Genomic DNA, 23997 nt, shown 5'->3' on the forward strand with positions numbered 1-23997 from the left:
CACCAAGGCGCCGCCGCCCACGAACAGCGCCTCCGATGACTCGATGGCGGCCCTGACCGCGGATCTGCCCTCGGACGTTCCTCCGCCCAGGACCGCGACGCGAGACACCCGCACCCCGCCGCCGTCGCGCGAGCCTCCGCCCCCGACGCGAGGCACCACGACGACCTCACGCGAGACGGCGACTCCCACGCGAGAGCCCACGACGCGCGAGAGCCCACGGGCGACGCGAGAGCCACCTCCGCGAGATGCGGTGACGACGCGGGATGCACCCGTTCGCGAGCCCGTCGCTTCCCGCGAGTCGTCCCGGGAGACCTCGACGCGCGATTCGGCTTCCTCGCGGGAGTCGTCCGCGACGCGCGAGAGCGCGGCCTCCGCGGTGATGCGCTCGGAGCTGGAGGAGGACATGGCCCTCTACAGCGCCGAGGACACCCTGGCGCTGGCCACGCGTCACGAGGAGAAGGTCCGGAAGGTGCCCGCCATCGCCGCCTCGTTCGGCCGCGAGCAGATCAGCGCGCTGGGTGCCCGCACCGTCGCCGACGTGCTGGACGTGGTGCCCGGCCTCACCGTCAGCCGCGACGTGCAGGGCTTCCACCGCACGGCGGTGCGCGGCATCCGCAACGACGCCGAAGTGCTGTTCCTCCTCAACGGCCACCGCCTCAACAACTTCTTCGACGGCAAGGCGCTGATGAACCTGCCGGTGGAGAACCTGGAGCGCATCGAAGTCATCCGTGGCCCGGGCTCCGCGCTCTACGGCGCGGGAGCGTTCCTGGGCGTGGTCAACATCGTCACCGACACCTCGGATGGCGTGCGCACGGCCGTCTCCGCCGGAGGCTTCCCGGAGAAGGACGACCGTCTGGCCATCACCGTCAACGGGCACGCATCGGCCGGAGAGACCTTCGGTGACCTGCGCCTCTTCGCCGACGCGGATGTGTGGAGCCAGTCAGGCGACTCGAACGTCATCGACAACGATGGCCTGGATGACGAGGCCATCTCCCAGGGGCTCCGCGCCGTGGAGGACCCGGCCGGCAAGACGCGCGATGACCGCTTCCTGCTCAACCTGGGCGGCGGCGCGACGTATGCGATGGGCGACGCGGGCCGGCTGGGCGCCTCGGTGCGCTTCCTCACCGAGAACCGCACCGCGCTGATGGGCCTCTTCGACACCGTGGCCGAGGACTCCGAGTTGAAGTGGAACGTCCTCATGGCGGACGTCCATTGGGAGCGCTCCATCGGCACCTCGGTGCTGCTGCGCGCGCGCGCCGGGTTCGATCAACAGTCCACCGACCGCCTCTTTCAAATCACCCCCAAGAACTTCCGGACGGGGACCGAGGCCAACCAGCTCTTCGCCGAGGGCCTGCGGGAGCGGACGAGCATCTCCGTGCGCTCGCTCACCGGCGGCGTGGACGCGGACATCGCGCTGTCGGCCAACAACCGCCTGTCGCTGGGCGCGCTGGTGGAGCAGCAGTCGCTGGGCGACTACAACTACGAGACCAACTACACGCTGGACGCGCGCGTGCGTCCAGAAGGCTTCACCGCGCCCGAGGGCCTCACGGACCTCTTGGGACTCGCCGACGGCGCCGTGTCCAAACGGCTCATCGTGGGCTTCTTCGCGCAGGACCAGTGGACCGTCGTCAACCCGCTGACGCTCACGTTCGGTGTGCGCGTGGACGCCACGCAGCTTCCCACCGTGGACGGCTCGGGCACCATCACCGGCACCAGCTTCGTGCCCAGCATCAATCCCCGCGTGGGCCTGGTGTTCTCCGCCACGGACGCGCTGGTGCTCAAGGCCCTGTATGGCCGCGCCTTCCGCGCCCCCACGCTCCAGGAGCTGGTCGAGCGCATCCCCGACACGGACTACAACCAGGGCCGCTTCGAGGGAAACCCGCGCCTGCAGCCCTCCACGGTGGACACCTTCGAACTGGGCGCCGACCTCATCCAGTCCGCCGGCGAGGCCCGCGTGCGGCTGCGCGCCAACGCGTACCTGGAGCTGTTCGACTCGCCCATCGTCCCGGTGGACACGTCCGGCAACATCGTCCCGCTGCGCAACCGCGAGCTGGGCGTGCGCGTGTACGGCATCGAGGGCGAGGCCCGCCTGGAGGCCTCCAAGCGCGCCAACGCCTGGATCAACGCGAGCATCTCCCGCGCGCAGGACATGGAGCTGCCGTCGCAGTCCCGCCTGCTCACCGACACGCCGCAGGCCCGCTTCAACGCGGGCGTGTCCATGCCCATTGGCGCGTGGGTGAACTTCGACGTGGTGGTGCGCACGGGCGCGGAGCGACGCAACAACAGCCGCTCCGTGCTGGAGCTGGTCCGCCGCTACAAGATTCCCGCCTACAGCCTCATCACCGCGCAGATTCGCAGCGAGCCCATCGCCGACATCTGGGAGGTGTCGCTGGTGGCGCACAACGTCTTCGACCACGACCTTCGCGACGACGTGCCCCGTCCGGACCGCGTCACCAACAGCCTCCCGCGCGAAGGCATGTCCGGCTACCTCACCGTGAGGGCCCACTTCTGATGCCGCTCCCCAAGTCCAAGTCCAAGTCCGTACTTGCCGCCCTCGCGTGCGCCCTGGCGTCGCCGCTCTCCGGGTGCATCTCCTACAACGACTCGTGCCAGCCGCTCGTCTCGGACCCGGATGCCGTCGTCGGCTACCTGGCAGCGGACGTCCAGTTGGACAAGCCGTTCACCCGGCATGACAACAACGCGCTGGCCCAGGTGGTCGCCGACGCGTTCCTCCATGCCGAGGACGGCTCCGCGCGGCCCGCCGTGCTGGGCGTCGTCAACGGCGGCTCCCTGCGCACGGAGGGCCTCTGCTACACGCGCATGTCGCTGCGCAAGGGGCCGCTCACCGACGGCGTGCTCCACGAGGTCATCCTCTTCGAGAACCTCATCGTCACCGTGGACCTCACCGAGCGCGAGGTGGTGGAGATGATGGAGAACAGCGTGGGCGCGCTGTACCTGGAGGGGCAGTCCATCGCCTCGCCCTCCGGCGCGTTCCTCCACGTGTCAGCGGGGACGTCGGTGCGCGTGGACTGCTCGCGCCCCAGGGGCGAGCGCGTTCGGGCGCTGACGGTGGGGGGGCAGGCCATCCCGCTGCCGGCGCGCGAGGACACGACCATCCGCTACCGCGTGGCCATGCCCAGCTTCCTGCTCGAGGGCGGCGACGGCTACGACACGGTGTTCGGCAATGCCGGTCAGGACCCCGCCCGGAACCCGGTGCAGGCGCGAAAGCTGGGCGGCACCGACGCGAACATCGCCTCGGCGTACATGCGGGAGAAGTACCCCACGCCCGTCCAGGCGCTCTCCGAGGAGCCGCGCGTCATCTTCGAGAACTGCGCACTGCCCGCGAGGCCCGCCGGCAGGTGAGTGCCGGGGGCCGCTCGCGGGGCCCTTCAGGACTTGGGCTCGTCCGGGTTCGGAGCGGCCGCCACCATGCTCGGTGGGGTCGCTGGCGCCGCCGCCACCGGAGGGCTCGCCGTGACGGTGGCGGGCCGAGGAGGCGGAGGCGCATTGAGCACGTCGTTGACCGACGGCATCTTCCGAATCTCCGCACGCGCGACCTTCCACGCCTGCTGGACAATCCACGAGAGCGAGCGGTCCTGTCGCGTCGCTTCGCGCTGGATCTCCTCCAGCATGTCCTCGGGGAAGTAGAGGCTTTGTTTGCGGTGGTCGGTGGTGGCCATGCCTGCGCTACTCCTCGCGCGGGTCCTGGCGCTCGTCGCCAGTCACGTCGTTAACGGCGGGGAACCCCTTGATGCGCTCGCGGGCGATCTTCCACGCCTGCTGCACGACCCAGGAGAGGGAGCGGTCCTGTCGGGTCGCTTCCTCCTGAATCTCCTTCAACATCTCCTCGGGGAAGTACAGCGACTGCTTGCGCTTGTCGGTGCCTGCCATACTTGAGTCTCCGGGGCGGATTCGAGGTGACGACCTGAACACACCGGGGCCGTTATCCGACAGACGCCCAAGAGGGTCAACGGTTTCGGAGGACTCATTCCGCGCTCGCTGGGTCCTCGCCCGGGCACGTTCAGTCAAGCCTGACGTATCCAACTGTGCGCGAAAAAGGAAACGCCCCGGCCCTCTAGACAAGAGGACCGGGGCGTCTCGGAAAGAGGGACCGCCGGGAGTGGATCTCCCAGCGGACCCGTGGGCCCAGAGGGGGAGGGGGGGGACCCCTAGGCCCAACACCTTGAAAATTCGACCGTCCCCTCAACAACCCCGGGGGCCGCGCATATTTCCTCTTCCGAGTCGGCGCCCATCCGGTGTGACGATCATAAGAACCAGCCCCCCTGCCTTCAACCGCACGCGCCTCTGTAACCCTGTTACCCGACACTCCATTCCACCTGTCAGATGTCACGCACTGGACCCATGACACGGCTGCTGACGAGGACGCTGCTGGACGCGTACACGCGCCTGGGGCTGGAGGGCCGCTCCGTGCTGTGCGCCGTCTCTGGAGGCGCGGACTCGGTGGCCCTGCTCGTCGGCACGGCGAGCGTGCGAGAGCGCCTGGGGCTGCGCGTGGAGGTCGCCACGGTGGACCACGGCCTGCGGCCTGAATCTCGAGCGGAAACGCAGTTGGTGGTGTCGCTCGCCGAGCGGCTGGGCTTCGCGTGTCACGTGCGCGAGCTGTCGCTGCGGTCCGGCGCGGGCGTGGAGGCGCGGGCGAGACAGGCGCGCTACGCGGCGCTGGAGGCGGTGCGCGTGGAGCGCGGCTTGTCGGCGGTCGCGACGGCCCACTCGGCCACCGACCAGGCGGAGACGCTGCTGATGCGCCTGGCCCGCGGCGCGTCGTCGCGAGGCGCGGTGGGCATCCACGAAGCGCGTCCCGGGCTCGTCCGGCCGCTGCTGGAGCGCACCCGCGAGGAGCTGGTGGACTTCCTGGCGGAGCAGGGCGTCGGATATTCGACAGATGCGATGAACGCCGACCCGACGTTCTTCCGCGTCCGGGTCCGGAAGGACGCCCTGCCGGCCCTGTCCCGCGCCGCGGGCTTCCGCGTGGACGCGCGATTGGCGTCCTTCGCGCGGCTTTCGGCGGAGGACGACGCGCTGCTGAGCGAGCTGGCGGACGCGGCCTGGAGGCGCGTGTGGCTGCCGGAAGGCGGCGGCCTGGACGCGGTGGCGGTGCGCGCGCTGGAGGTGCCGCTGCGGCGCAGGGTGCTCGCCCGGCTGCTGGCCGAGCATGACGTGGTGACGGACGCGGCCACGGTGGAGCGCGTGCTGGGCGCGGTGGAGGAGGGCGGCTCCGCGACGGTGGGGCGTGGACTGCGACTGCGCGCGACGGGCGGGCGGGTGCGCTGCGTGCCGCTGACTCAAGAGACGCGGCCCGTTTCAGCGCTGTTCCTGGAAGGCGCGGGGGCCTCGGGCGTGTTGGAAGGCACGGGGTGGTCCTTTCGCGTGGAGACACAGGCGCCGCCCGAGGGGGTCCATGGACTGTCGCTGGCGGAGGACGTGAACTGGCCGCTCACCGTGCGGACACGCAAGCCCGGGGACAAGGTCCGGATGGGCGCGGGACAACGGCGGCTTCAGGATGTGTTGGTGGATCTTCGAGTGCCCGCGGAGTCGAGAGATGCGCGGCCGGTGGTGTTGGACGCCTCGGGCACCGTGATGTGGCTTCCAGGGTTGTGGGCGCCGCCCCCCAGGGCGGATGTTTCCGGACACTACCTGTGGGCGACACCCGTGGGTCCGAGCATTCAGCGGACCCCTTCGTTATAGAGTGGAATGAGTGTTGTCGGGGGTTGGCCGCGCCCCCTAAATAGTTGAGGGCTTTTTGCTGTTGCTGATACGGTCCGACGACAGGGGAGCTCGCCTGGTGTCGGGCAAACGATTGAAAAGGCTGGGTTTCTCCCGGCGCGGCCCTCATCCCGCCGAGTACCGAAAGGGCAGCTGACACGTGCGTTCGACTTACAAGACCATCGGGCTCTGGGTCATCCTGATCGTCCTCTTCGTCGCCTTCTACAACTTCTTCTCCCAGGGCAACGACCAGGTCCAGGAGCCTTCGTTCACGCAACTGCTGACGAAGGTAGAGGAGAAGAAGGTCAAGGAAGTGGCGGTCAAGGGCAACACCTACTCCGGCAAGTTCGTCGACACGAGCGAGAAGTTCCGCACGACGGGACCGGCGCCGGACGCGGCCATGCTGAACCAGCTCCGCAACAACGGAGTGGACGTCAAGTACGAGCGGGAGGAGCAGAACAGCCTCTGGCTGACCATCCTCGGTCAGTGGATGCCGGTCGTCTTCCTGTTCCTCTTCTTCATCTTCTTCATGCGCCAGCTCCAGGGTGGCAGCGGCAAGGCGATGACCTTCGGGAAGTCGAAGGCCAAGCTCCTGAGCGAGAGCCACAACAAGGTCACCTTCGCTGACGTGGCCGGTGTGGACGAGTGCAAGGAAGAGCTGGAGGAGATCGTCGCCTTCCTGAAGGACCCCAAGAAGTTCACCAAGCTGGGCGGTCGCATCCCGAAGGGCGTGCTGATGATGGGCCCCCCGGGAACAGGCAAGACGCTGCTCGCGCGGGCCGTGGCCGGCGAGGCGGGCGTGCCGTTCTTCTCCATCTCCGGCTCGGACTTCGTGGAGATGTTCGTGGGCGTCGGCGCCAGTCGCGTGCGCGACCTCTTCGAGCAGGGCAAGAAGAACGCCCCCTGCATCATCTTCATCGACGAAATCGATGCCGTGGGTCGTCACCGTGGCGCCGGTCTGGGCGGTGGACATGACGAGCGTGAGCAGACGCTCAACCAGCTCCTCGTGGAGATGGACGGCTTCGAGTCCAACGATGGCGTCATCCTCATCGCCGCGACGAACCGTCCGGACGTGTTGGACCCCGCGCTGCAGCGTCCGGGTCGCTTCGACCGCCGCATCGTGGTGCCGCGTCCCGACCTGAAGGGCCGCCTGGGCGTGCTGAAGGTGCACACCCGCCGCGTGCCGCTGGCGCCGGAAGTGGACCTGGAGGTCATCGCTCGCGGTACGCCGGGCATGACGGGCGCGGACCTGGAGAACCTGGTGAACGAGTCGGCGCTGATGGCCGCGCGGCAGAACAAGGAGCGCGTGGACCTGAGCGACTTCGAGGCCGCCAAGGACAAGGTCTTCATGGGTCCTGAGCGCCGGTCGATGATCATGACCGAGAAGGAGAAGAAGAACACCGCGGTGCACGAGGCGGGGCACGCGCTGCTCGCCAAGCTGCTGCCAGGGTGCGACCCGCTCCACAAGGTCACCATCATCCCGCGCGGTCAGGCGCTCGGCGTCACCTGGAGCCTGCCCACCGAGGACAAGGTCAACGGGTACAAGAAGCAGATGCTGGACCAGATCGCCATGGCCATGGGTGGCCGCATCGCCGAGGAGCTGCTCTTCAACGAGATGAGCAGCGGCGCGGCGAACGACATCGAGCGGGCAACCGAGACGGCGCGCGCCATGGTGTGCCGCTGGGGCATGAGCGAGAAGCTGGGGCCCCTGGCGTTCGGCAAGAGCGACGGCGAGGTGTTCCTGGGCCGCGACTTCAACTCGTCCAAGGACTACTCCGAGGACACCGCGCGGCAGATCGACTCCGAGGTTCGCAGCATCGTGGTGGGTTGCTACGAGCGCGGCAAGCAGGCGCTGACGGAGCACCTGGACGCGCTCCACCGCGTCTCCGACGCCCTGGTGGAGTACGAGACGCTCGACGCCGAGGACGTGAACATCCTCCTGCAGGGTGGACAGCTCACCCGTGAGCGCCCGCCCCCGCGCGTGAATGCGCCCCCGAAGGCGACGGAGAAGAAGGACAAGCGGAAGATCCTCGACGCCCTCGACGGGCTGCCGAAGATGGAGCCGAACAAGGCGTAGCCCCGCCGCTGTCCTGAAGTCCTGAAGGCCCTTCCCGAAGTCGGGGAGGGCCTTCTGCTTTGCGGGGGCTGGGCGCTCGGCGCACGGGGTAGGGTGGCGCGGTGCCCTGGAGTCACTTCCCATGATTCGTGCCCGTCCCATCAGCGCCGACCGTCCCGAGGACCTGACGTTGGCCTTCCGACGCATGGGCCTGCCGACGCCCGCGCGCGAGTACCTGCTGGAGAAGCTGCCGCACGCGCAGCTTTTGCTCACGGGCGTGACGAAGGACGTGGGCACCTTCCTCCATGCGCTGCCCGAGCGGGCGCTCGTGCCGGGCCGAGAGGAACATCCCTCGTGGGTCTCCGGAGACGCGCGCTCAAGGCCGGGGGCGGGGCTGCTGTCGGGTCGCCGCGAGCAATTCGAGCGGCTCGTCGCCCTGGCGCGCGCGGAGGGCGGGGCGCTCACGGAGCTGGCGGGCGCACTGGAGCGGGCCCTGGAGGCGGGGAAGGCGCCTGGGAGGATGGTGCTGGGCGAGCGGACGTTCGAGTGGGGCTCGCGCACCTACGTCATGGGCGTGGTCAACGTGACGCCGGACAGCTTCTCGGACGGAGGGCGCTTCCTGAGCGCGGAGGCGGCCATCTCACACGGCCTCGCCCTGGCGGACGCGGGCGCGGACCTGCTGGACGTGGGCGGCGAGTCCACGCGCCCCGGCTCCCAGCCTGTCACCGCCGAAGAGGAGGTGGCTCGCGTGCTGCCCGTCATCGAGGGCCTGCGCGCGCGCACCTCCGTGCCCCTCTCGGTGGACACGACGAAGGCGGCCGTGGCGCGCGCGGTGTTGAAGGCGGGCGCCCACCTGGTCAACGACATCACCGGCTTCCGCTCGGACCCGGAGCTGGCCGGCGCGGTGGCCGAGGCCAACGCCGCCTGTTGTCTGATGCACATCCGGGGGACGCCGGACACCATGCAGCAGGCCCCTCGGTACGAGGACCTGGTGGATGAGGTGCTCGACTTCCTCGACGCGTCCGTGACGCTGGCGACCTCGGCGGGCGTCGCGCGCGAGCGCATCCTGCTGGACCCGGGGATTGGCTTCGGCAAGACGTTCGACCACAACCTCTACCTGCTGCGGCGGCTGGGCGAGCTGCGCGTGTCGGGGCTGCCCCTGCTGGTCGGCACCAGTCGCAAGGGCTTCCTGGGGGCCCTGACGGGCGGGAAGCCGGCGGGCGAGCGACTGGCGGCGACGCTGGGCTCCGTGGCGGCGATGGCCGTGCTGGGTGGGGCGGACGTCGTCCGGGTGCACGATGTGGCCGAGACGCGCGATGCGCTCGCCGTCGCCGATGCCATCCGCTCCGCTCGGGATGGGGGCATCCTGCTCGGTCGCTGAGCGTCCGTGGACGCCGGGCCACGCGGAAGGGCCCTCGTGGCGTGGGCCGTTCAGGCGGGGCTTGGTATCGTTTTCGCACCCTTGTTCAAGGGTGATAGAGCCTGCAAGGCCGGGCCGTTGCCAGGGGAGCGTTGGGACCCTACCTTCGAGCCCCGGCGGTGGGCGGGGTATAAGCCCCGACGTCGAGAGACCGGCACAGGCCCGGCGTGGGAAAGGTGGAGCGGCACCATGGCTTACAGGATGAACATGCCTCCGAAGGAGGAGCGCGCGACACAGAAGCTGTTCGGCACGGACGGTGTTCGCGGCAAGGCGAACGTCTACCCGATGACAGCGGAAGTGGCGATGCAGCTCGGGCGGGCACTCGCGTTCCTCATCCGCAACGGGCCGCACCGGCACCGCGTCATCGTGGGCAAGGACACGCGACTGTCCGGCTACATGCTGGAGCAGGCGCTCGCCGCGGGCCTCACGTCCATGGGGGTCGACGTGGAGCTCGTCGGTCCGCTGCCGACGCCGGGCATCTCCAACCTCACCACGTCGATGCGCGCCGACGCCGGCGCCGTCATCTCCGCGTCCCACAATCCGTATGAGGACAACGGCATCAAGTTCTTCTGGCGCGATGGCTTCAAGCTGCCGGACGAGACGGAGGGCAAGATTGAAGAGCTGCTCTCCACGGGTGCCATCGACTCCATCCGCCCCACCGCGACGAAGATTGGCCGCGCGTTCCGCATGGAGGACGCCCGGGGTCGCTACATCGTGTTCCTCAAGGCGACCTTCCCGCGCGAGCTGACGCTGGAGGGTCTGACCATCGTCGTCGACTGCGCCCACGGCGCGGCCTACAAGACGGCGCCCGCGGTGCTGGAGGAGCTGGGCGCCAAGGTCATCAGCCTGGGCGTGGCGCCGGACGGCAAGAACATCAACCACAAGTGTGGCGCGCTGTTCCCGGAGAACCTGGCGCGCACCGTCATCAAGCACGGCGCCCACCTGGGCATCGGCCTGGACGGCGACGCCGACCGCCTCATCGTCGTGGACGAGAAGGGCAAGGTCGTGGATGGCGACGCCATCATGGCCATCTGCACCGGCGAGCTGATGGCTCGCAAGCAGCTGAAGAAGAAGGTCCTGGTCTCCACGGTGATGAGCAACATCGGCCTGGAGCGCGCGGTGGCGCGCTGGGGCGTGAAGGTGGCTCGCACGCGCGTGGGTGACCGCTACGTCGTCGAGGAGATGCGCCGCAACGGCTACAACCTGGGCGGCGAGCAGAGCGGCCACCTCATCTTCCTGGACCACACCACGACGGGTGACGGCACGCTGGCGGCGCTCCAACTGCTCGCGGTGATGTGCCGCGCGGGCAAGCCCCTGAGCGAGCTGTCCTCCATCTTCGAGCCGGTGCCCCAGACGCTGGTTAATGTGGTGGTGAAGCAGAAGAAGGAGCTGGGCGAGATGCCGGACGTGATGAAGGTCATCAAGTCCGTGGAGCAGAAGCTCGGCAACTCCGGCCGCGTGCTGGTGCGCTTCTCCGGCACCGAGCCCAAGGCCCGCGTCCTCATCGAGGGCGAGGACGCCGCTCGCAACGAGGCCTACGCGAAGGACATCGCCGACGCCCTCGCCAAGGCGTGCAATCGCTAGTCGTCGTTCACGGCGGTTGACTTCCGGACGCTGGCCGCGATTAGAGGGGCCAGCGCGTGCCGGGGCCCCCGACAATCCCGGGACCGCGCATCAAGCGAGGTGCGGTCGATGGGACAGCGACTGGGTGTCAACGTGGACCATGTGGCGACGCTGCGGCAGGCGCGGCGCACCACCTATCCGGACCCCGTGACGGCCGCGGCGATGGCGGAGCTGGCGGGCGCGCGGCAAATCACCATCCACCTGCGTGAGGACCGGCGCCACATCCAGGACCGCGACTTGCGCATCCTGCGGGAGACGACGCAGACGTTGCTGAACCTCGAGATGGCGGCCACCACGGAGATGGTGAAGATCGCCTACGAGCACAAGCCGGACGTGGTGACGTTGGTGCCGGAGCGCCGCGAGGAGCTCACGACGGAGGGCGGCCTGGAGGTCGCCGGCCAGCGCGAGCACGTCGCGAAGATCATCAAGAACCTCAAGGACGGCGAAATCACCGTCTCGCTGTTCATCGACCCGGACCTGGACCAGGTGCGCGCGTCGCACAAGGTGAACGCGGACCGCATCGAGCTGCACACGGGGCGCTACTGCGAGGCGCGCAACGAGAAGGAGCGCGCGCGGGAGCTGGCGCGCATCGTCGACGCGGCCAAGGCGGGCACGAAGCTGGGGCTGGGCGTGGCCGCGGGCCACGGGCTCAACTACGACAACGTGCAGCCCATCGCGCGCATCGCCGAAATCGACGAGCTGAACATCGGCCACGCCATCGTCGCGCGCGCGGTGCTGGTGGGCTTCGACCGCGCGGTGCGGGAGATGCTCGACCTGATGCGCAACCCGGGATAGCGCGCCATGGGAATCCGGGGCCTGGGCCTGGACATCTGCTCCATCTCCCGCATCCAGCGCATCATGGATGGACCTCGCGCGGAGCCGTTCCTGAACCGCGTCTACACCGAGGCGGAGCGGGCCCTGTGTGGCCAGCGCCATGATGCCGCCAGCGCCTATGCCGCGCGCTTCGCGGCGAAGGAGGCACTGGTGAAGGCGCTGGGCGCGCCCAAGGGCATCCGCTGGAAGGACATGGAAGTGCGCCGGGACGGGGGGGCGCCGTACTTCGCCCTCTCCGGCGTGGCGCTCGAAGTGATGGAGGCGCGAGGGTTGGAGGCGTTCCTCGCGCTCACCCACGATGCAGACGTGGCCGCCGCCACGGTGGTCCTCCAGACGAAAGGGGAGTGAATCCATGTTGCGCGTCCTCACCGCCGCCCAGATGCGTCAGGCCGAAGAGGCCGCCGAGCAGCGCCACGGCATGCCCTCCGCGCTGCTGATGGAGAACGCGGGGAGGGGACTCGCGGAGGTGGCTCGCGAGCTGGCCGGGCCCGGTGGACGTTTCGTGGTGGTGTGCGGGCCGGGCAACAACGGTGGGGATGGCCTGGTGGCGGCGCGCTTCCTCCTCGAGGGAGGCGCCAAGGTGTCGGTGACGCTGGTGGGCGACCCCGCGAAGCTGACGCCCGAGGCGAAGCGCAACCTGGAGGCCCTGCGGGGCTTTGGTGGGGTGGCGCGCGCCGTGGAGTCGTTGGAGCAGCCCGGCTCCGGTGACGTGGTGGTGGACGCGCTGTTCGGCACCGGACTGAGCCGGGCTCCGGCGGCGGCCTTCGCGGAGGCTATTTCCGCCATCCATCGCTGGCGGCGCGCGGGTGCGAAGGTCGTCGCGGCGGACGTGCCCTCCGGCCTCCAGAGCGACACGGGCGAGCCCTTCTCGTCCTGCGTGGAGGCGGATGCCACGGTGGCCTTCGGCTTCCTCAAGCCGGGCCAGGTGCTGGAGCCCGGCGCGACGCTGTGCGGACGCGTGCGGCGGGTGGACATCGGCATGGGCGGCGCGTCGTCTCGCGAAGTCTCGGGCGCCGAGCTCTTCGTGGTGGAGGAGTCGGACGCGCGCGACACGCTGCCGGTGCGCAAGGCGGACACGCACAAGGGCACGTACGGCCATGTCCTCGTCGTCGCGGGCAGCCGGGGCAAGACGGGCGCCGCGGCCCTGGTGTCGAAGGCGGCGCTGCGCAGCGGCGCGGGGCTCGTCACGGTGGCCACGCGGAGCGATGCGCTGGAGTCCGTGCAGTCGCACTCCGCTGAAATCATGGGCATCCCCTTGGAGGCCGCCGGGCCGTTGGGAATGGGAGACCTGGACGCGCTGCTCGCCGCCGCCGAGGGCAAGGACGCGCTGGTGATGGGCCCGGGCATTCCTCGCGGTCCGGGTACCGGCGCGCTCATCGGCGAGCTGGTGTCGCGCCTGGAGATTCCGGTCGTCCTGGACGCGGACGCGCTCAACGCCGTGGCCGAGGACCTGTCCGTGCTGCGCCGCGCGAAGGGGCCGGTGGTCCTCACCCCGCACCCCGGCGAGATGGCGCGGCTGACGGGCAAGTCGACCCGGGAGGTCCAATCCAAGCGACTGGAGGTCGTGAGTCGACTCGCTTCGGGATTGGGCGTGACGGTGGTGCTCAAGGGGGACCGGACGCTGACGGCGCACGCGGATGGACGCGTCTTCATCAACACCACCGGCAACCCGGGCATGGCCACGGGAGGCTCCGGGGACGTGCTGTCCGGGGTGTGCGGCGCCCTGCTGGCACAGGCCCTCCCCGTGCCGGATGCCATCTGGACGGCGGTATATGCCCATGGCTTCGCGGGCGACCTGGCCGCGGCCAGGCGTGGACAACTGGGCCTGGTGGCGGGGGACCTCATTGAACAGGGGCTCTGCGAGCTGTGGGTGAGGTGGGGTCGATGAGTGACGGCGAGCTGGTGACGCGGACGTTGACGCTGGCTTCACCCGAGGAGACGCATCGGCTCGGCGTGAAGCTGGGCGGGCTCTTGGAGCCGGGCGACTTCGTGGGCCTGATTGGGGACCTGGGCGCGGGCAAGACGCACCTGGTGCGCGGAGTCGCCGAGGGCGCGCACGTCCCTCGCTCCGAAGTGGCCAGCCCCACGTTCGCGATTGTGTACCCGTACTCGGGAAGGATTCCGCTCTACCACGCGGACCTGTACCGCCTGACGGGCTACGATGACCTCTACGCCACGGGGTTCATGGACCTGGTGGGCGGAGAGGGCGCGGTGCTGGTGGAGTGGTTGGACCGCGTGCCCGAGGCCGCGCCCACCGAGCACCTGCGCGTCACCCTGGCCCACGCCGGTGGGGATGCGCGCTCGCTCAAGGCCGAGGCCTTCGGCGCCCGCTCGGTGGCGCTGCTGACGGCGTGGCTGCCTTGATGCCCACGCACCGCGGAGGAGTGGCGCATGGGACGTAGCTACGCGGCGCTTCGCGAACTCAATCGCAACCGGCCCGTCGCGCCTGGGGACCGCGCGCGCGTGCTCGACGTGCCCGAGGAGTGCTGGTTCTTCGACAGCGAGTACCGGCTTCAAATCTGGAGTCGGGAGACGCTGTTCGAGTTCAACGTCGTTCCAGCTCCGTCCGTGGCGCGCCAGCGGCACTTCCTCGTTCAGCGGCTCGATGGACTGTTCGTGGACCTCGCCGTCTACGACGACAGCGCCATCTGTACGCGGGGAACGCTGGGCGGGCGCGTGGCCCAGGCGAGGGTGCGCCTGTCCGATATCGACGGCCTGGTGAGCCACTATGGCCGGCTCGGCTTCCACGCCGGCCTGGGCTGGAACGTGTCGTCCGACAGGTTGGTGCGGCGCGAGCTGCGCTCGACGCAGCCTGGACTGATTCGCTCCGAGACGGTGAGCGTCGACGGGGCGGAGCTTCACGCCGTCTCCGTGCGCGTCGCTGGGCTGGAGAAGACGTCCCATGAGGAGCGCACCCCGTTCCCGACGCGTGACGAGGCGCTCGTCGCGGCGGAGCAGCGGCTCTTCGCGCTGGAGCAGGAGGAACTGACCGCCTTCACGTGCTCGACGCCGCAAGCGAAGCATGTGAATCCGGCGCCCCCGTCCCAGTCGCCGAAGGTGGAGCTGTCGAGCGCGGCTCGGCCCGACACGGCACGCGAGGCCGTGGATGCCGCGGTGGCCCTGCTCACCGAGCTGCACCACAAGCTGCCGGAGGGACATTTCGTCATCGAGCTCATCGACCCCGAGCAAGACCGTGCGCGGCTGGAGCGCATGGGGCACGGCGGCACCTTCTTCCGCTCCATGCACGAGAAGCGCTTCGGGCGATGGACGAGGCCCGAAGCCGTCGACGCCACGGGCTCCTCCTTCGACTACTTCACGCGGCGCTACGGCACCGCGACCTGGGTCGTCGCGCACGCGAACGGCGAGACGACGCACCTGAGCGGCAACGTCAGCGGTGGCGGACAGTGCGTGCTCGAAATCAACGCCGACGAGTACAACGTGGAGGAGCTGGCGGAGAACCTCGATGAGCCCGTGCCGGGCCTCTCACTAGCCCTCGTCTTCCATGGCGGCTGGCACGACGGCGCGAGCTTCCTCTTCGACCGGCGCTCCCAGACGCCAGAAGGGGAGTACGGCATCCACTCCTTCGGCGAGCTCGAACCCGAGCTGCCCGACGAGCCAACGGCGCCCGAGCACATCCAACCCTTCGGCTTCTGGTTGTTCGAGCGCGTCGTGGCCCTGCGCGAGAAGCTCGTGCCCGCGCTGCGCGAGCTCCAGCCTCCCGTGGTGCCCTGACGCTCAGGCCGCGTGACGCGTGGGGCCGGGCGTGGGGGGCTGAACGTCCCCCGCCAGCTCCGGTACCCGCCAGCGATGGAAGACGAGCCCGGCGTCCACGCCGATGACGTCCTCCTCGTTGACGGGCGTCCAGTACGGCCCACCGCACAGCGACTCACTGGAGACGATGAGCTGCTCCAGCCGCGTGCCCACCTCGGGCAGCGCGCCCGTCGAGCAGCTCGCGCCACCGGTGTTGATGAAGAGGGTGCGGTTGCGCCGCGACGCCACCATCACCTCGCCATCCGTGGCGAGGAAGTTCATCGCGGAGCGCGGCTGCACCAGCGGCTCGTCGGTGATGGCTGACACCAGGCTCATTGTCTCCGCGAGCGCTCGGGCGACGCCCTCCACGGGGACCGCATGCGCGATGGGATACCGGGCGGCCAGCCGGGTCAGGAAGACGTAGAAGCAGCGCTCGCTGTCCGTGGTGCCCTGGATGCCCGCGCGCAGCGTGGGACAGATGAGCTCTTCAATCCTCGCGCTGTGCTTCGCGAATTCCCGCACCGTGCCGTTGTGAACGAAGGTCCACCGGCCATGCTGGAAGGGGTGGGAATTGCGCAGCTCCACCGCGCCCACCGACGCGAGCCGGATGTGCGCCACCACCGTGTGTGAGGACACACGGCTGCTCACCCGCTCGAAGTCAGGGTCACTGTGCGCGGGGCCCACACCGTGGGCCACCTGCGGGAGCGCCTCCGCGCCGTACGCGGCGATTCCCCACCCATCCTTGTGCTCGCGCGACTGGATGAGGAGCGAGTTCTTCTCCGTCACCAACGAAGGGTGGACGGCGGAAGGCACTGACGATCTGAATCCAAATAGTCGGCACATGGCTGCAATGGGTACTTATAACGGCCGGCCCCGACGGGAAGTTCTCCTGCCCTCCCGTGCGACGCACGTGTCACCAGACGACGTCGCTTCACCCGCAGGAATTCAGCGCCTGCTTGACCACGACACGCCCGGCTTTGACGACCGTGCGCGCGTGCCCTACGCCTAAATGGTAGGGCAGATGGCGGAAAGACGCACAACTGAACAGCACCAGGTCGCCTGCATCACCCACAGCCAGCCGACCATGTTGTTGCAGTCCCAATGAGAGCGCGGCGCCGCGTGTCGCCGCCCAGTAGGCCTCCGCCGCGCTCAACCCGTTCTCCAGACACGCCAGTCCCAGCGCCAAGGCCGTGTTTTCACTCATGGCCGAGCCTGGATTCACGTTGGTACCCAAAGCGATGTTGAGGCCCGCGTCACGCAGTCGACGTCCCGGCGCGTAGGGGCGCATGCGCAGGAAGAGCGTGGAGGTGGGTACGAGCACGGCGGTGACGTTGGCGTCGGCGAGGGCGCGCATGCCGGCGTCGGTGACTTGCTCCAGGTGGTCGGCGGTGGCGGCGCCCAGCTCGGCGGCGAGCTCGGAGGCTCCGCGGGCGGTGAGCTGGTCCGCGTGCAGGCGCGGAACGAGCCCCAGTGCGCGGCCGGTGGTGAGGATGCGGCGGGCCTCGTCGACGGTGAAGGCGCTGTCCTCGACGAAGACGTCGCAGAAACGCGCCAGGCCCTCGCGGGCGACGGCCGGGAGAATCTCCTCGATGCAGAGGCGGACGTAGTCCTCGCGGCGCTCCCGGTACTCCTGGGGAAGGGCGTGCGCGCACAGCAGCGTGGGCACCAATTCCACGGGCGTCAGCGCGCCCAGCCTGCGCACCGCGCGCAGCATCTTCAGCTCGTTCTCCAAATCCAGCCCGTAGCCGCTCTTCACCTCGGCCACCGTCACGCCCTGCTCCAACAGGCGCTGGACGCGGGGCAGGGCCAGGCGCACCAGCTCGTCCTCGCTGGCGGCGCGGGTGGCGCGCACGGTGCTGACGATTCCGCCGCCCGCCTTGGCTATTTCCAGATAGGTGGCGCCCTGGTTGCGCAGGTCGAACTCCGCGGAGCGCTCGCCAGCGAACACCAGGTGCGTGTGCGGGTCCACGAAGCCCGGGCCCACGAAGCCGCCCTCCGCATCCAGCACCTGTGTGTCGGGGCCCACGGCGCCCGAGGGCAGCTCCGACTCCGGACCCACGAAGGCGATGCGTCCCTCGTGCACGCCCACGCACGCGCCGGGCTTCGGCGTGAGCGCGGCTTCCGCGGGCTCGCGGTGCGTGCCTTCCAGGGTGAGGACCTCGGACGTGTTGCGGACCAGCAGCTCCAGCGCTTGCATTGCTTCAACGACCTCCGCGTACGCCGACGATGGGAACGTTCCAGCTGGCGCTCTTGCCCACCAGCGCCCGACCGAACCCGCCGGACAGCTCCAGCGATTCCAGCCAGCTCCAATTGAACCGGGCGGCCACGACGCCGCCGTAATACAGCGAGCCCTGGCTCGAGCCGTGGGACGCGAGCGTGTGCACCGCGATGAACGGCACCAGCCCCACGGACACGCCTTGCTCGGGCGAGAAGCTGAAGGCGCACGTCGCCTCCGCGCCGCCCATGGTGCCCGGGCCGCCCCGGCTCGTGGTGATGCCGAAGTCGGTGGCCCCGCGCAGCGCGAGCGAGGGCGCCACACCGAGCTGCGCCGAGCCGAGGTAGTAGGACGCACCCGCGTACACGCCGTAGCCGGGCAGGGGCAGCGGGAGGAACATCTCGCCCTGGATGCCGGTGTGCAGGTGCAGCCGCTCGGTGAGGGGCCACGTCATGGCGGCATCGAACGCGAGCCCCCACTGCTGCGTGGAGAAGCTGGAGTCGTCGCCCCGGAAGCGGTCCTCGGTGTTGATGGACACCTGCGTCCCGGCGATGGGCGCGCTGAGCCGGGGGCCGGAGCGGATGCCGGCCTGGAGGATGCGGTGCTCGGCGGACCCCGGGCCCAGGCGCATGACCATGGGCCCGACGGCCGTCGGGGCACACCCCGCGAGCGCCCCGAGAGCCAGGGCCAGGAACAGGACGACTCTCGAGTGCGCGCGGTAGGCCATGGCGACTCCGGAGGCTACACGGTGATGCCCGGAATCTTCACGCCTCGCTCCTTGGCGACTTCAATGGCCTCCGGGTAGCCCGCGTCCGCGTGGCGCAGCACGCCCATGCCGGGGTCGCTGGTGAGCACGCGTTCGATGCGGCGCGCGGCCTCCGCCGTGCCGTCCGCGACGATGACCTGGCCCGCGTGCAGCGAGTACCCCATGCCCACGCCGCCGCCGTGGTGGAAGGACACCCACGACGCGCCGTTCACCGCGTTCACCAGCGCGTTGAGGATGGGCCAGTCCGCCACCGCGTCCGTGCCGTCCTTCATCGCCTCCGTCTCGCGGTTGGGCGACGCCACCGAGCCGCAGTCCAGGTGGTCTCGGCCGATGACGATGGGCGCCTTCACCTCGCCCTTGCGCACCAGTTCGTTGAACGCGAGGCCCGCCTTCGCGCGTTCGCCGTAGCCCAGCCAGCAGATGCGCGCCGGCAGGCCCTGGAACGCCACGCGCTGCTCCGCCATGTTCAGCCAGCGCTGGAGCGACGCCTTCTGCGGGAACAGCTCGCGCACCACCTGGTCCGTGCGGCGGATGTCCTCCGGGTCTCCGGACAGCGCCACCCAGCGGAACGGGCCCATGCCCTCGCAGAACAGCGGGCGGATGTACGCGGGCACGAAGCCGGGGAACTCGAAGGCGTTCTCCATGCCCCCGAGCTGCGCCTGGCCGCGCAGGTTGTTGCCGTAGTCGAACACGTGGCTGCCGGCGCGCTGGAAGTCGTTCATCGCCTCCACGTGCTGAATCATCGACTCGCGGGCGCGGCGCACGTAGCCCTCGGGGTCGCGGGTGCGCAGCTCGGCGGCGGCCTCCAGCGACAGGTCCGTGGGGATGTAGCCGTTGAGCGGGTCATGCGCGCTCGTCTGGTCCGTGACGAAGTCCGGCTTGATTCCCCGGCGGTACAGCTCGCGGAACACCGTCGCCGCGTTGCCGATGATGCCGATGGAGCGGCCCACGCGCTTCTGCTGCGCGTCCTTCGCCAGGGCCAGCGCCTCGTCCAGGTCCTTGGCCACCACGTCCAGGTAGCGCGTCTCCACGCGGCGCTGGGCGCGCCACGGGTCGATCTCCACGCCGAGGAAGACGGCGTTGTTCATGGTGGCGGCCAGGGGCTGCGCGCCGCCCATTCCGCCCAGGCCTCCGGAGAGGATGAGGCGGCCGGCGAGGTCCTCGGTGCCGTAGTGGAAGCGGCCCGCGGCGGCGAACGTCTCGTAGGTGCCCTGGAGGATTCCCTGGGTGCCGATGTAGATCCACGAGCCGGCCGTCATCTGGCCGTACATCATCAGGCCCTTCTTCTCCAACTCGTTGAAGTGCTCCCAGTTGGCCCAGCGGCCCACGAGGTTGGAGTTGGCGATGAGCACGCGCGGCGCGTCCGGGTGCGTGCGGAAGATGCCCACGGGCTTGCCGGACTGGACGAGCAGCGTCTCCTCGTCGGAGAGGTTCTGCAGGCTGGAGACGATGCGGTCGAAGGACGGCCAGTCGCGAGCGGCCTTGCCGGTACCGCCGTAGACGACGAGGTCCTCGGGGCGCTCGGCGACATCCGGGTCGAGGTTGTTCATCAACATCCGGAGCGCGGCCTCCTGGACCCATCCCTTGCACGAGAGGGTGGAACCACGGGGGGCGCGGATGACGCGGGACATGAACAGGCTCCTGAGGTGTGGCTGGCGGAAAGGCCCGGCACACTAGCCGAACCCGCGCGGCGCGGGGACAGCACCGTGAGGCCCCATGCCCCACTGTCCGCTGGAGGCCCGAAAGGCCCGCCCCCAGGGGAGGACGGGCCCCGATTCATGACGCGGAAGGCCGAGCCCACATCAGGAGTGCAGCGAGCCGTCCTCGTCCGAGGTCTGCTCGGATGGGTTGAGCGGCTCCTGGGACGCGGGTGGGGGCCGCGCCCCCTCGCTCCGGTTCAGTCGCAGGTGGTTGAGGACCTCCTTCACGCCGAGCACGGCCTCGGAGACGTCCTCGATGGCGCGCTTCTCGTCGCGGCCTCGCACTCGGCCGAGCAGCGTCACCACGCCGCCCTCCACCTGGACGTCCACGTCGGAGGAGTCCATCCACGCGCGCATCAACTGGTCGCAGATGTCCGCGCGGATGCGGTCGTCCCCACGTTGGTAGCCCCGAGGGCCCTTGCCCGTGGGAGGTGACGCGGTACGGGGGCGGTAGCCGCCACCGAGGAAGCCTCCATGGCCCATGTCATGGTCATCGCCGCGCGACATGCTCGTGGAGAATCCCAACTGGGGCGGGGCCATGTTCTCGATGCCCGGTCCATGGCCCGAAGGTTGGGTGCCGCCCAGTCGCACGTCCGCTTCGGCGGGCCGGTCGCGAGGCCGCAGCTCCCGCATCTCATCCATCCACGCCTCGGGCTCGTCCCACGAATCCGAGCCGCGCGGTTCGTAGCGCGAATGTCCCTGTCCCACGGCCCCCTGGCGATGGGCGATGGGTGGCGCTCCACGAGGACCGGGGCGGCTGCTCTCCTCTGAGGGGCTCTTTCGTCGAAGCCGCTCGTCGGTCCGACCGATGCGCGGGTCTCTCTCGGCGCCCTCATCCAGGGCGCGGAAGGTGCCGCTGGGGCTGAAGCCCGGTCGCCGGGCGATGCGCTCCGGGTCGAGGAGTCGGGCACGGCGGTCCAGCTCGCGCTCGCGGTCGTAATCCGGGCCGTACTCGCGGGCCTTGTCCAGCTCCCTCGCGGCGTCACTGAAGTCCCGGTCGATTTCGTAGTCGAGCGTGTCCCGGTCCCCCCTCATCGAGCGGTTGTCGAGGTCGCGAGCGAAGTCCCTCGAGGGGTGCTCGTAGTCGCGGCGCCCATCCCAGTCGGAGCGGTGGGAGTCGCGGCCCGGCCTCGCATGGTGCTCGTGGTGCTCATGACGGGGTGGGCCTCGCGGTTCGTCCTGTCCTCTGCCCGCGGGGTGCCTCCCCTGATGCTCGTCGTGGGGTGCCGCCCCTCGACCGTGTCGCTCTCCGCCTCGCCTGCCGGAGTCCTCATGGCGCCTGCTCATGGCTTGTGTCTCCTTGCGTATCGGCTCGCCCTTGGTCCCTGTCTCCAGAGGGTTTTGACCGTGCGCGGTGCTGGCAACGCGGCCTTGCCCCGTTGGCTGTCCGGGCGCGGGCCGGGCGGGAATGAGGTCCGTGAAGGAGCGGCGTCGAGCAGACGTACCCGCGAGGCCCGGGAGCGGTAGACTCGGGCGCGCCACGGTCGGGCGGACGTCCGCATGGCACCTGGAGGGCGGGGCATGGCCGAAGTACAGCGGGACGAAGAGGAGACCCAGGGCGAATCGGCCTCGGCGCTGACGCCGCTGCTTCCTCCCGTCCAACCACCCGAGGAGTCGAAGGCTCCCCTGGTCGGCCTCCTGTCCGAAGTCGCTGGCGGTATTCCCGCCGTCATCTCCACCATGAAGCACGCCTGGGGCGAGATGGGGGCCGTGCGTGGCACGCGCCTGCTGCTCAAGGTCAACCAGAAGGACGGCTTCGACTGTCCGGGGTGCGCGTGGCCGGACCCGGGACATCGCTCGGTGGCGGAGTTCTGTGAGAACGGCGCCAAGGCGGTGGCGGAGGAGGGGACGACGGAGCGCGTGACGCCCGACTTCTTCCGTCAGTGGAGCGTGGCGGAGCTGTGCGCCCAGTCCGATTTCTGGCTGGGCAAGCAGGGCCGCCTCACGCACCCCATGGTGCTCCGCGAGGGCGCCACGCACTACACGCCCATCTCGTGGGAGGAAGCGTTCGCGCTCGTCGCGGAAGAACTCAACGCGCTGGAGACGCCGGACGCCGCGTGCTTCTACACGTCCGGACGCACCAGCAACGAGGCCGCGTTCCTGTACCAGTTGTTCGTGAGGCAGTTCGGCACGAACAACCTGCCGGACTGCTCGAACATGTGCCACGAGTCCAGCGGCACCGCGCTCAGCGAGACGCTCGGCATCGGCAAGGGCACTGTCACGCTGGAGGACTTCGACCAGGCACAGGCCATCTTCGTCATCGGCCAGAACCCGGGCACCAACCACCCGCGCATGCTGACGACGCTCCAGGCCGCCGCGCGCCGGGGCTGCGAAATCGTCAGCATCAATCCACTGCCGGAGACGGGCCTCAATCGCTTCAAGCATCCGCAGGAGGTGTTCCAGCTCATCGGCCCGGGCACCGCGCTCAACACCCAGTTCCTCCAGGTGCGCATCAACGGCGACGTGGCGCTGCTCCAGGGGCTGGGCAAGGCGCTGTTGGACTTGGAGGTGCAGAAGCCCGGCACGGTGGTGGCGCGCTCGTTCATCGAGGACAGGACGCTCGGGTTCGAGGCGTACGTGGCCCACATCGCGGAGGTGAGCTGGGACGACGTCGTGGAGCGCAGTGGCGTCCCGCGCGCTCAGATTCTCGCGGCGGCGGAGCTGCTCGCCCGGTCCGAGCGCACCATCTTCTGCTGGGCCATGGGGCTCACCCAGCACCGCAACGCGGTCGCCAACATCCAGGAGATCGTCAACCTCACGCTGTTGCGAGGCAGCGTTGGCAAGCCCGGCGCGGGCGTCTGTCCGGTGCGTGGCCACAGCAACGTGCAGGGGGACCGCACCATGGGCATCTGGGAGCGGCCGAAGGCCGAGTTCCTGGATGCGCTCGCCCGGGAGCTCGACTTCGAGCCTCCGCGTCACCATGGCCTGGACGTGGTGGACACCATCCACGGCATGCACGAGGGCCGGGTCCGGGTGTTCTTCGCGATGGGCGGCAACTTCCTGTCGGCCACGCCCGACACGGAGCTCACCGCGAAGGCCCTGCGACGCACGCGCCTCACCGTGCATGTGTCCACCAAGCTCAACCGCGCGCATCTGGTGCATGGGCGCCGGGCCCTCATCCTCCCGTGCCTGGGTCGCACCGAGCGGGATGTGCAGGTGGGTGGGGCGCAGTTCGTCACGGTGGAGAATTCGATGGGCGTGGTGCATGCCTCGCGCGGCGCGGTGGCGCCGGCTTCCGAGCATCTGCTCAGTGAGCCGGACATCGTCGCGCGGCTGGCCACGGCGGTGCTGGGCTCTCGCTCGAAGGTGCCGTGGCGGTCGCTGGTGGAGGACTATGACCGCGTCCGGGACTTGATTGCCCGAGTCATCCCGGGCTTCGGCGACTTCAATCGCCGCGTCCGCGAGCCCGCGGGGTTCTTCCTGCCGAACGGGCCTCGCGAGGGGCGCTTCACGACGGCGAGCGGCAAGGCTCACTTCACGGTGCACGCGATGCCCCGCGAGGAGCTGGAGCCCGGGAAGTTGTTGATGATGACGCTGCGGACGCATGACCAGTTCAACACCACGGTGTATGGCCTGGATGACCGTTATCGAGGCATTCGCGGTGGGCGGCGCGTCGTGCTGATGCACCCGAAGGACATCCAGGAGCGCGGGCTCACCGAGGGACAGGTGGTGGACCTGACGAGCCACTTCCGGGACGAGAAGCGCGTGGCCCGGAGGTTCGTGGTGGTGCCGTACAACATTCCGCGCCGGTGCGCGGCGACGTACTTCCCCGAGACGAACGTGTTGGTGCCGGTGGACAGCTACGCCGAGAAGAGTCGCACCCCCGCGTCGAAGTCCGTGGTCATCACCGTGGCGCCGTCCGTGGACGCGCCAGCCCTGGCAGAGGGTTCGACTTCATGAGGACCGTGA

Annotated in this window: 20 protein-coding genes; 12 read left to right on the forward strand and 8 right to left on the reverse strand. The window is 69.6% G+C overall.

Features of this window, described 5'->3' with window-relative positions:
- The coding region (locus tag HUW62_RS21210; RefSeq protein WP_176435450.1) for a hypothetical protein at positions 1 to 405 on the reverse strand (405 nt) is incomplete at its 3' end.
- Here HUW62_RS21210 and HUW62_RS21215 point away from each other — a divergent pair.
- Both HUW62_RS21215 and HUW62_RS21220 read left to right on the forward strand, forming a co-directional pair.
- Entirely contained in the window at positions 404 to 2512 is a 2109-nt protein-coding gene (locus HUW62_RS21215; RefSeq protein ID WP_255203552.1) for a TonB-dependent siderophore receptor, read from the forward strand. The genes HUW62_RS21210 and HUW62_RS21215 overlap by 2 nt on opposite strands.
- Positions 2512 to 3363: a 5'-nucleotidase C-terminal domain-containing protein gene (locus HUW62_RS21220; protein WP_163864426.1), complete on the forward strand. Its 852-nt coding sequence runs from the start codon at positions 2512 to 2514 to the stop codon at positions 3361 to 3363. The genes HUW62_RS21215 and HUW62_RS21220 overlap by 1 nt, the downstream gene beginning before the upstream one ends.
- Positions 3364 to 3389: 26 nt before the next feature.
- On the opposite strand, the gene HUW62_RS21225 is transcribed toward HUW62_RS21220, so the two are convergent.
- Positions 3390 to 3680, reverse strand: a complete 291-nt coding sequence (locus tag HUW62_RS21225) for a TIGR04563 family protein (protein ID WP_163864427.1) — start codon at positions 3678 to 3680, stop codon at positions 3390 to 3392.
- A gap of 7 nt (positions 3681 to 3687) precedes the next feature.
- On the reverse strand, positions 3688 to 3891 hold the full coding sequence (locus HUW62_RS21230) for a TIGR04563 family protein (RefSeq protein WP_163864428.1): 204 nt from the start codon (positions 3889 to 3891) through the stop codon (positions 3688 to 3690).
- A gap of 471 nt (positions 3892 to 4362) precedes the next feature.
- On the opposite strand from HUW62_RS21230, the gene tilS reads away from it, so the two are divergent.
- The 9 genes from tilS to HUW62_RS21275 all read left to right on the forward strand — a co-directional run bounded on the left by tilS (position 4363) and on the right by HUW62_RS21275 (position 15389).
- Complete coding sequence (tilS, locus tag HUW62_RS21235; RefSeq protein ID WP_240356238.1) at positions 4363 to 5706, forward strand: tRNA lysidine(34) synthetase TilS; 1344 nt, start codon at positions 4363 to 4365, stop codon at positions 5704 to 5706.
- A gap of 178 nt (positions 5707 to 5884) precedes the next feature.
- Entirely contained in the window at positions 5885 to 7801 is a 1917-nt protein-coding gene (gene ftsH / locus HUW62_RS21240) for an ATP-dependent zinc metalloprotease FtsH (RefSeq protein WP_163864430.1), read from the forward strand.
- 121 nt (positions 7802 to 7922) lie between these two features.
- On the forward strand, positions 7923 to 9161 hold the full coding sequence (gene folP, locus HUW62_RS21245) for a dihydropteroate synthase (protein ID WP_176435451.1): 1239 nt from the start codon (positions 7923 to 7925) through the stop codon (positions 9159 to 9161).
- A 228-nt stretch (positions 9162 to 9389) separates the two neighbouring features.
- Positions 9390 to 10784, forward strand: coding sequence for a phosphoglucosamine mutase (gene glmM / locus HUW62_RS21250; protein WP_176435452.1), 1395 nt, complete (start codon positions 9390 to 9392; stop codon positions 10782 to 10784).
- A gap of 108 nt (positions 10785 to 10892) precedes the next feature.
- Positions 10893 to 11618 (forward strand): pyridoxine 5'-phosphate synthase, encoded by a 726-nt coding sequence (locus HUW62_RS21255; RefSeq protein WP_163864433.1) that lies wholly within the window; start codon positions 10893 to 10895, stop codon positions 11616 to 11618.
- Positions 11619 to 11624: 6 nt separating this feature from the next.
- Complete coding sequence (gene acpS, locus HUW62_RS21260; RefSeq protein ID WP_163864434.1) at positions 11625 to 12005, forward strand: holo-ACP synthase; 381 nt, start codon at positions 11625 to 11627, stop codon at positions 12003 to 12005.
- A 4-nt stretch (positions 12006 to 12009) separates the two neighbouring features.
- Positions 12010 to 13545: an NAD(P)H-hydrate dehydratase gene (locus HUW62_RS21265; protein ID WP_176435453.1), complete on the forward strand. Its 1536-nt coding sequence runs from the start codon at positions 12010 to 12012 to the stop codon at positions 13543 to 13545.
- Positions 13542 to 14021, forward strand: coding sequence for a tRNA (adenosine(37)-N6)-threonylcarbamoyltransferase complex ATPase subunit type 1 TsaE (gene tsaE / locus HUW62_RS21270; RefSeq protein WP_163864436.1), 480 nt, complete (start codon positions 13542 to 13544; stop codon positions 14019 to 14021). Before HUW62_RS21265 ends, tsaE begins: the two co-directional genes overlap by 4 nt.
- A gap of 27 nt (positions 14022 to 14048) precedes the next feature.
- The gene (locus HUW62_RS21275; protein WP_176435454.1) at positions 14049 to 15389 is read left to right on the forward strand and encodes a hypothetical protein; all 1341 of its coding nucleotides are present in this window, start codon (positions 14049 to 14051) and stop codon (positions 15387 to 15389) included.
- A gap of 3 nt (positions 15390 to 15392) precedes the next feature.
- Here HUW62_RS21275 and HUW62_RS21280 read toward each other — a convergent pair whose 3' ends face one another.
- The 5 genes from HUW62_RS21280 to HUW62_RS21300 form a co-directional block, all read right to left on the reverse strand.
- Positions 15393 to 16250, reverse strand: coding sequence for a class II glutamine amidotransferase (locus HUW62_RS21280; protein ID WP_163864437.1), 858 nt, complete (start codon positions 16248 to 16250; stop codon positions 15393 to 15395).
- Between the two features lie 88 nt (positions 16251 to 16338).
- Positions 16339 to 17604, reverse strand: coding sequence for an imidazolonepropionase (gene hutI, locus HUW62_RS21285; protein ID WP_176435455.1), 1266 nt, complete (start codon positions 17602 to 17604; stop codon positions 16339 to 16341).
- 4 nt (positions 17605 to 17608) lie between these two features.
- A complete protein-coding gene (locus HUW62_RS21290) occupies positions 17609 to 18349 on the reverse strand; it encodes a hypothetical protein (protein WP_163864439.1) in 741 nt (246 codons plus the stop codon).
- Positions 18350 to 18363: 14 nt separating this feature from the next.
- Positions 18364 to 20019, reverse strand: a complete 1656-nt coding sequence (hutU, locus tag HUW62_RS21295) for a urocanate hydratase (protein WP_163864440.1) — start codon at positions 20017 to 20019, stop codon at positions 18364 to 18366.
- A 171-nt stretch (positions 20020 to 20190) separates the two neighbouring features.
- Positions 20191 to 21375 carry a BON domain-containing protein gene (locus tag HUW62_RS21300; protein ID WP_176435456.1) on the reverse strand — a complete coding sequence of 395 codons (1185 nt, stop codon included), beginning with the start codon at positions 21373 to 21375 and terminating at the stop codon, positions 20191 to 20193.
- Positions 21376 to 21609: 234 nt separating this feature from the next.
- Between HUW62_RS21300 and HUW62_RS21305 the strand changes: the two genes are divergently transcribed.
- The gene (locus tag HUW62_RS21305) at positions 21610 to 23988 is read left to right on the forward strand and encodes an FdhF/YdeP family oxidoreductase (RefSeq protein WP_176435457.1); all 2379 of its coding nucleotides are present in this window, start codon (positions 21610 to 21612) and stop codon (positions 23986 to 23988) included.
- Positions 23989 to 23997: the final 9 nt, after the last annotated feature.

It is taken from the genome of Myxococcus sp. AM011, from assembly GCF_013372595.1.
Lineage (GTDB): Bacteria > Myxococcota > Myxococcia > Myxococcales > Myxococcaceae > Myxococcus > Myxococcus eversor.

What these genes read in the sequence shown, in the direction of transcription:
- HUW62_RS21265 (WP_176435453.1), top strand. Translation starts at nt 12,010, where the DNA reads ATGTTGCGCGTCCTCACCGCCGCCCAGATGCGTCAGGCCGAAGAGGCC.
- folP (WP_176435451.1), top strand. Translation starts at nt 7,923, where the DNA reads ATGATTCGTGCCCGTCCCATCAGCGCCGACCGTCCCGAGGACCTGACG.
- HUW62_RS21305 (WP_176435457.1), top strand. Translation starts at nt 21,610, where the DNA reads ATGGCCGAAGTACAGCGGGACGAAGAGGAGACCCAGGGCGAATCGGCC.
- HUW62_RS21220 (WP_163864426.1), top strand. Translation starts at nt 2,512, where the DNA reads ATGCCGCTCCCCAAGTCCAAGTCCAAGTCCGTACTTGCCGCCCTCGCG.
- HUW62_RS21275 (WP_176435454.1), top strand. Translation starts at nt 14,049, where the DNA reads ATGGGACGTAGCTACGCGGCGCTTCGCGAACTCAATCGCAACCGGCCC.
- hutU (WP_163864440.1), bottom strand. Translation starts at nt 20,019, where the DNA reads ATGTCCCGCGTCATCCGCGCCCCCCGTGGTTCCACCCTCTCGTGCAAG.
- tsaE (WP_163864436.1), top strand. Translation starts at nt 13,542, where the DNA reads ATGAGTGACGGCGAGCTGGTGACGCGGACGTTGACGCTGGCTTCACCC.
- hutI (WP_176435455.1), bottom strand. Translation starts at nt 17,604, where the DNA reads ATGCAAGCGCTGGAGCTGCTGGTCCGCAACACGTCCGAGGTCCTCACC.
- HUW62_RS21290 (WP_163864439.1), bottom strand. Translation starts at nt 18,349, where the DNA reads ATGGCCTACCGCGCGCACTCGAGAGTCGTCCTGTTCCTGGCCCTGGCT.
- glmM (WP_176435452.1), top strand. Translation starts at nt 9,390, where the DNA reads ATGGCTTACAGGATGAACATGCCTCCGAAGGAGGAGCGCGCGACACAG.
- HUW62_RS21225 (WP_163864427.1), bottom strand. Translation starts at nt 3,680, where the DNA reads ATGGCCACCACCGACCACCGCAAACAAAGCCTCTACTTCCCCGAGGAC.
- HUW62_RS21280 (WP_163864437.1), bottom strand. Translation starts at nt 16,250, where the DNA reads ATGTGCCGACTATTTGGATTCAGATCGTCAGTGCCTTCCGCCGTCCAC.
- HUW62_RS21230 (WP_163864428.1), bottom strand. Translation starts at nt 3,891, where the DNA reads ATGGCAGGCACCGACAAGCGCAAGCAGTCGCTGTACTTCCCCGAGGAG.
- acpS (WP_163864434.1), top strand. Translation starts at nt 11,625, where the DNA reads ATGGGAATCCGGGGCCTGGGCCTGGACATCTGCTCCATCTCCCGCATC.
- tilS (WP_240356238.1), top strand. Translation starts at nt 4,363, where the DNA reads ATGACACGGCTGCTGACGAGGACGCTGCTGGACGCGTACACGCGCCTG.
- HUW62_RS21300 (WP_176435456.1), bottom strand. Translation starts at nt 21,375, where the DNA reads ATGAGCAGGCGCCATGAGGACTCCGGCAGGCGAGGCGGAGAGCGACAC.
- HUW62_RS21255 (WP_163864433.1), top strand. Translation starts at nt 10,893, where the DNA reads ATGGGACAGCGACTGGGTGTCAACGTGGACCATGTGGCGACGCTGCGG.
- HUW62_RS21215 (WP_255203552.1), top strand. Translation starts at nt 404, where the DNA reads ATGGCCCTCTACAGCGCCGAGGACACCCTGGCGCTGGCCACGCGTCAC.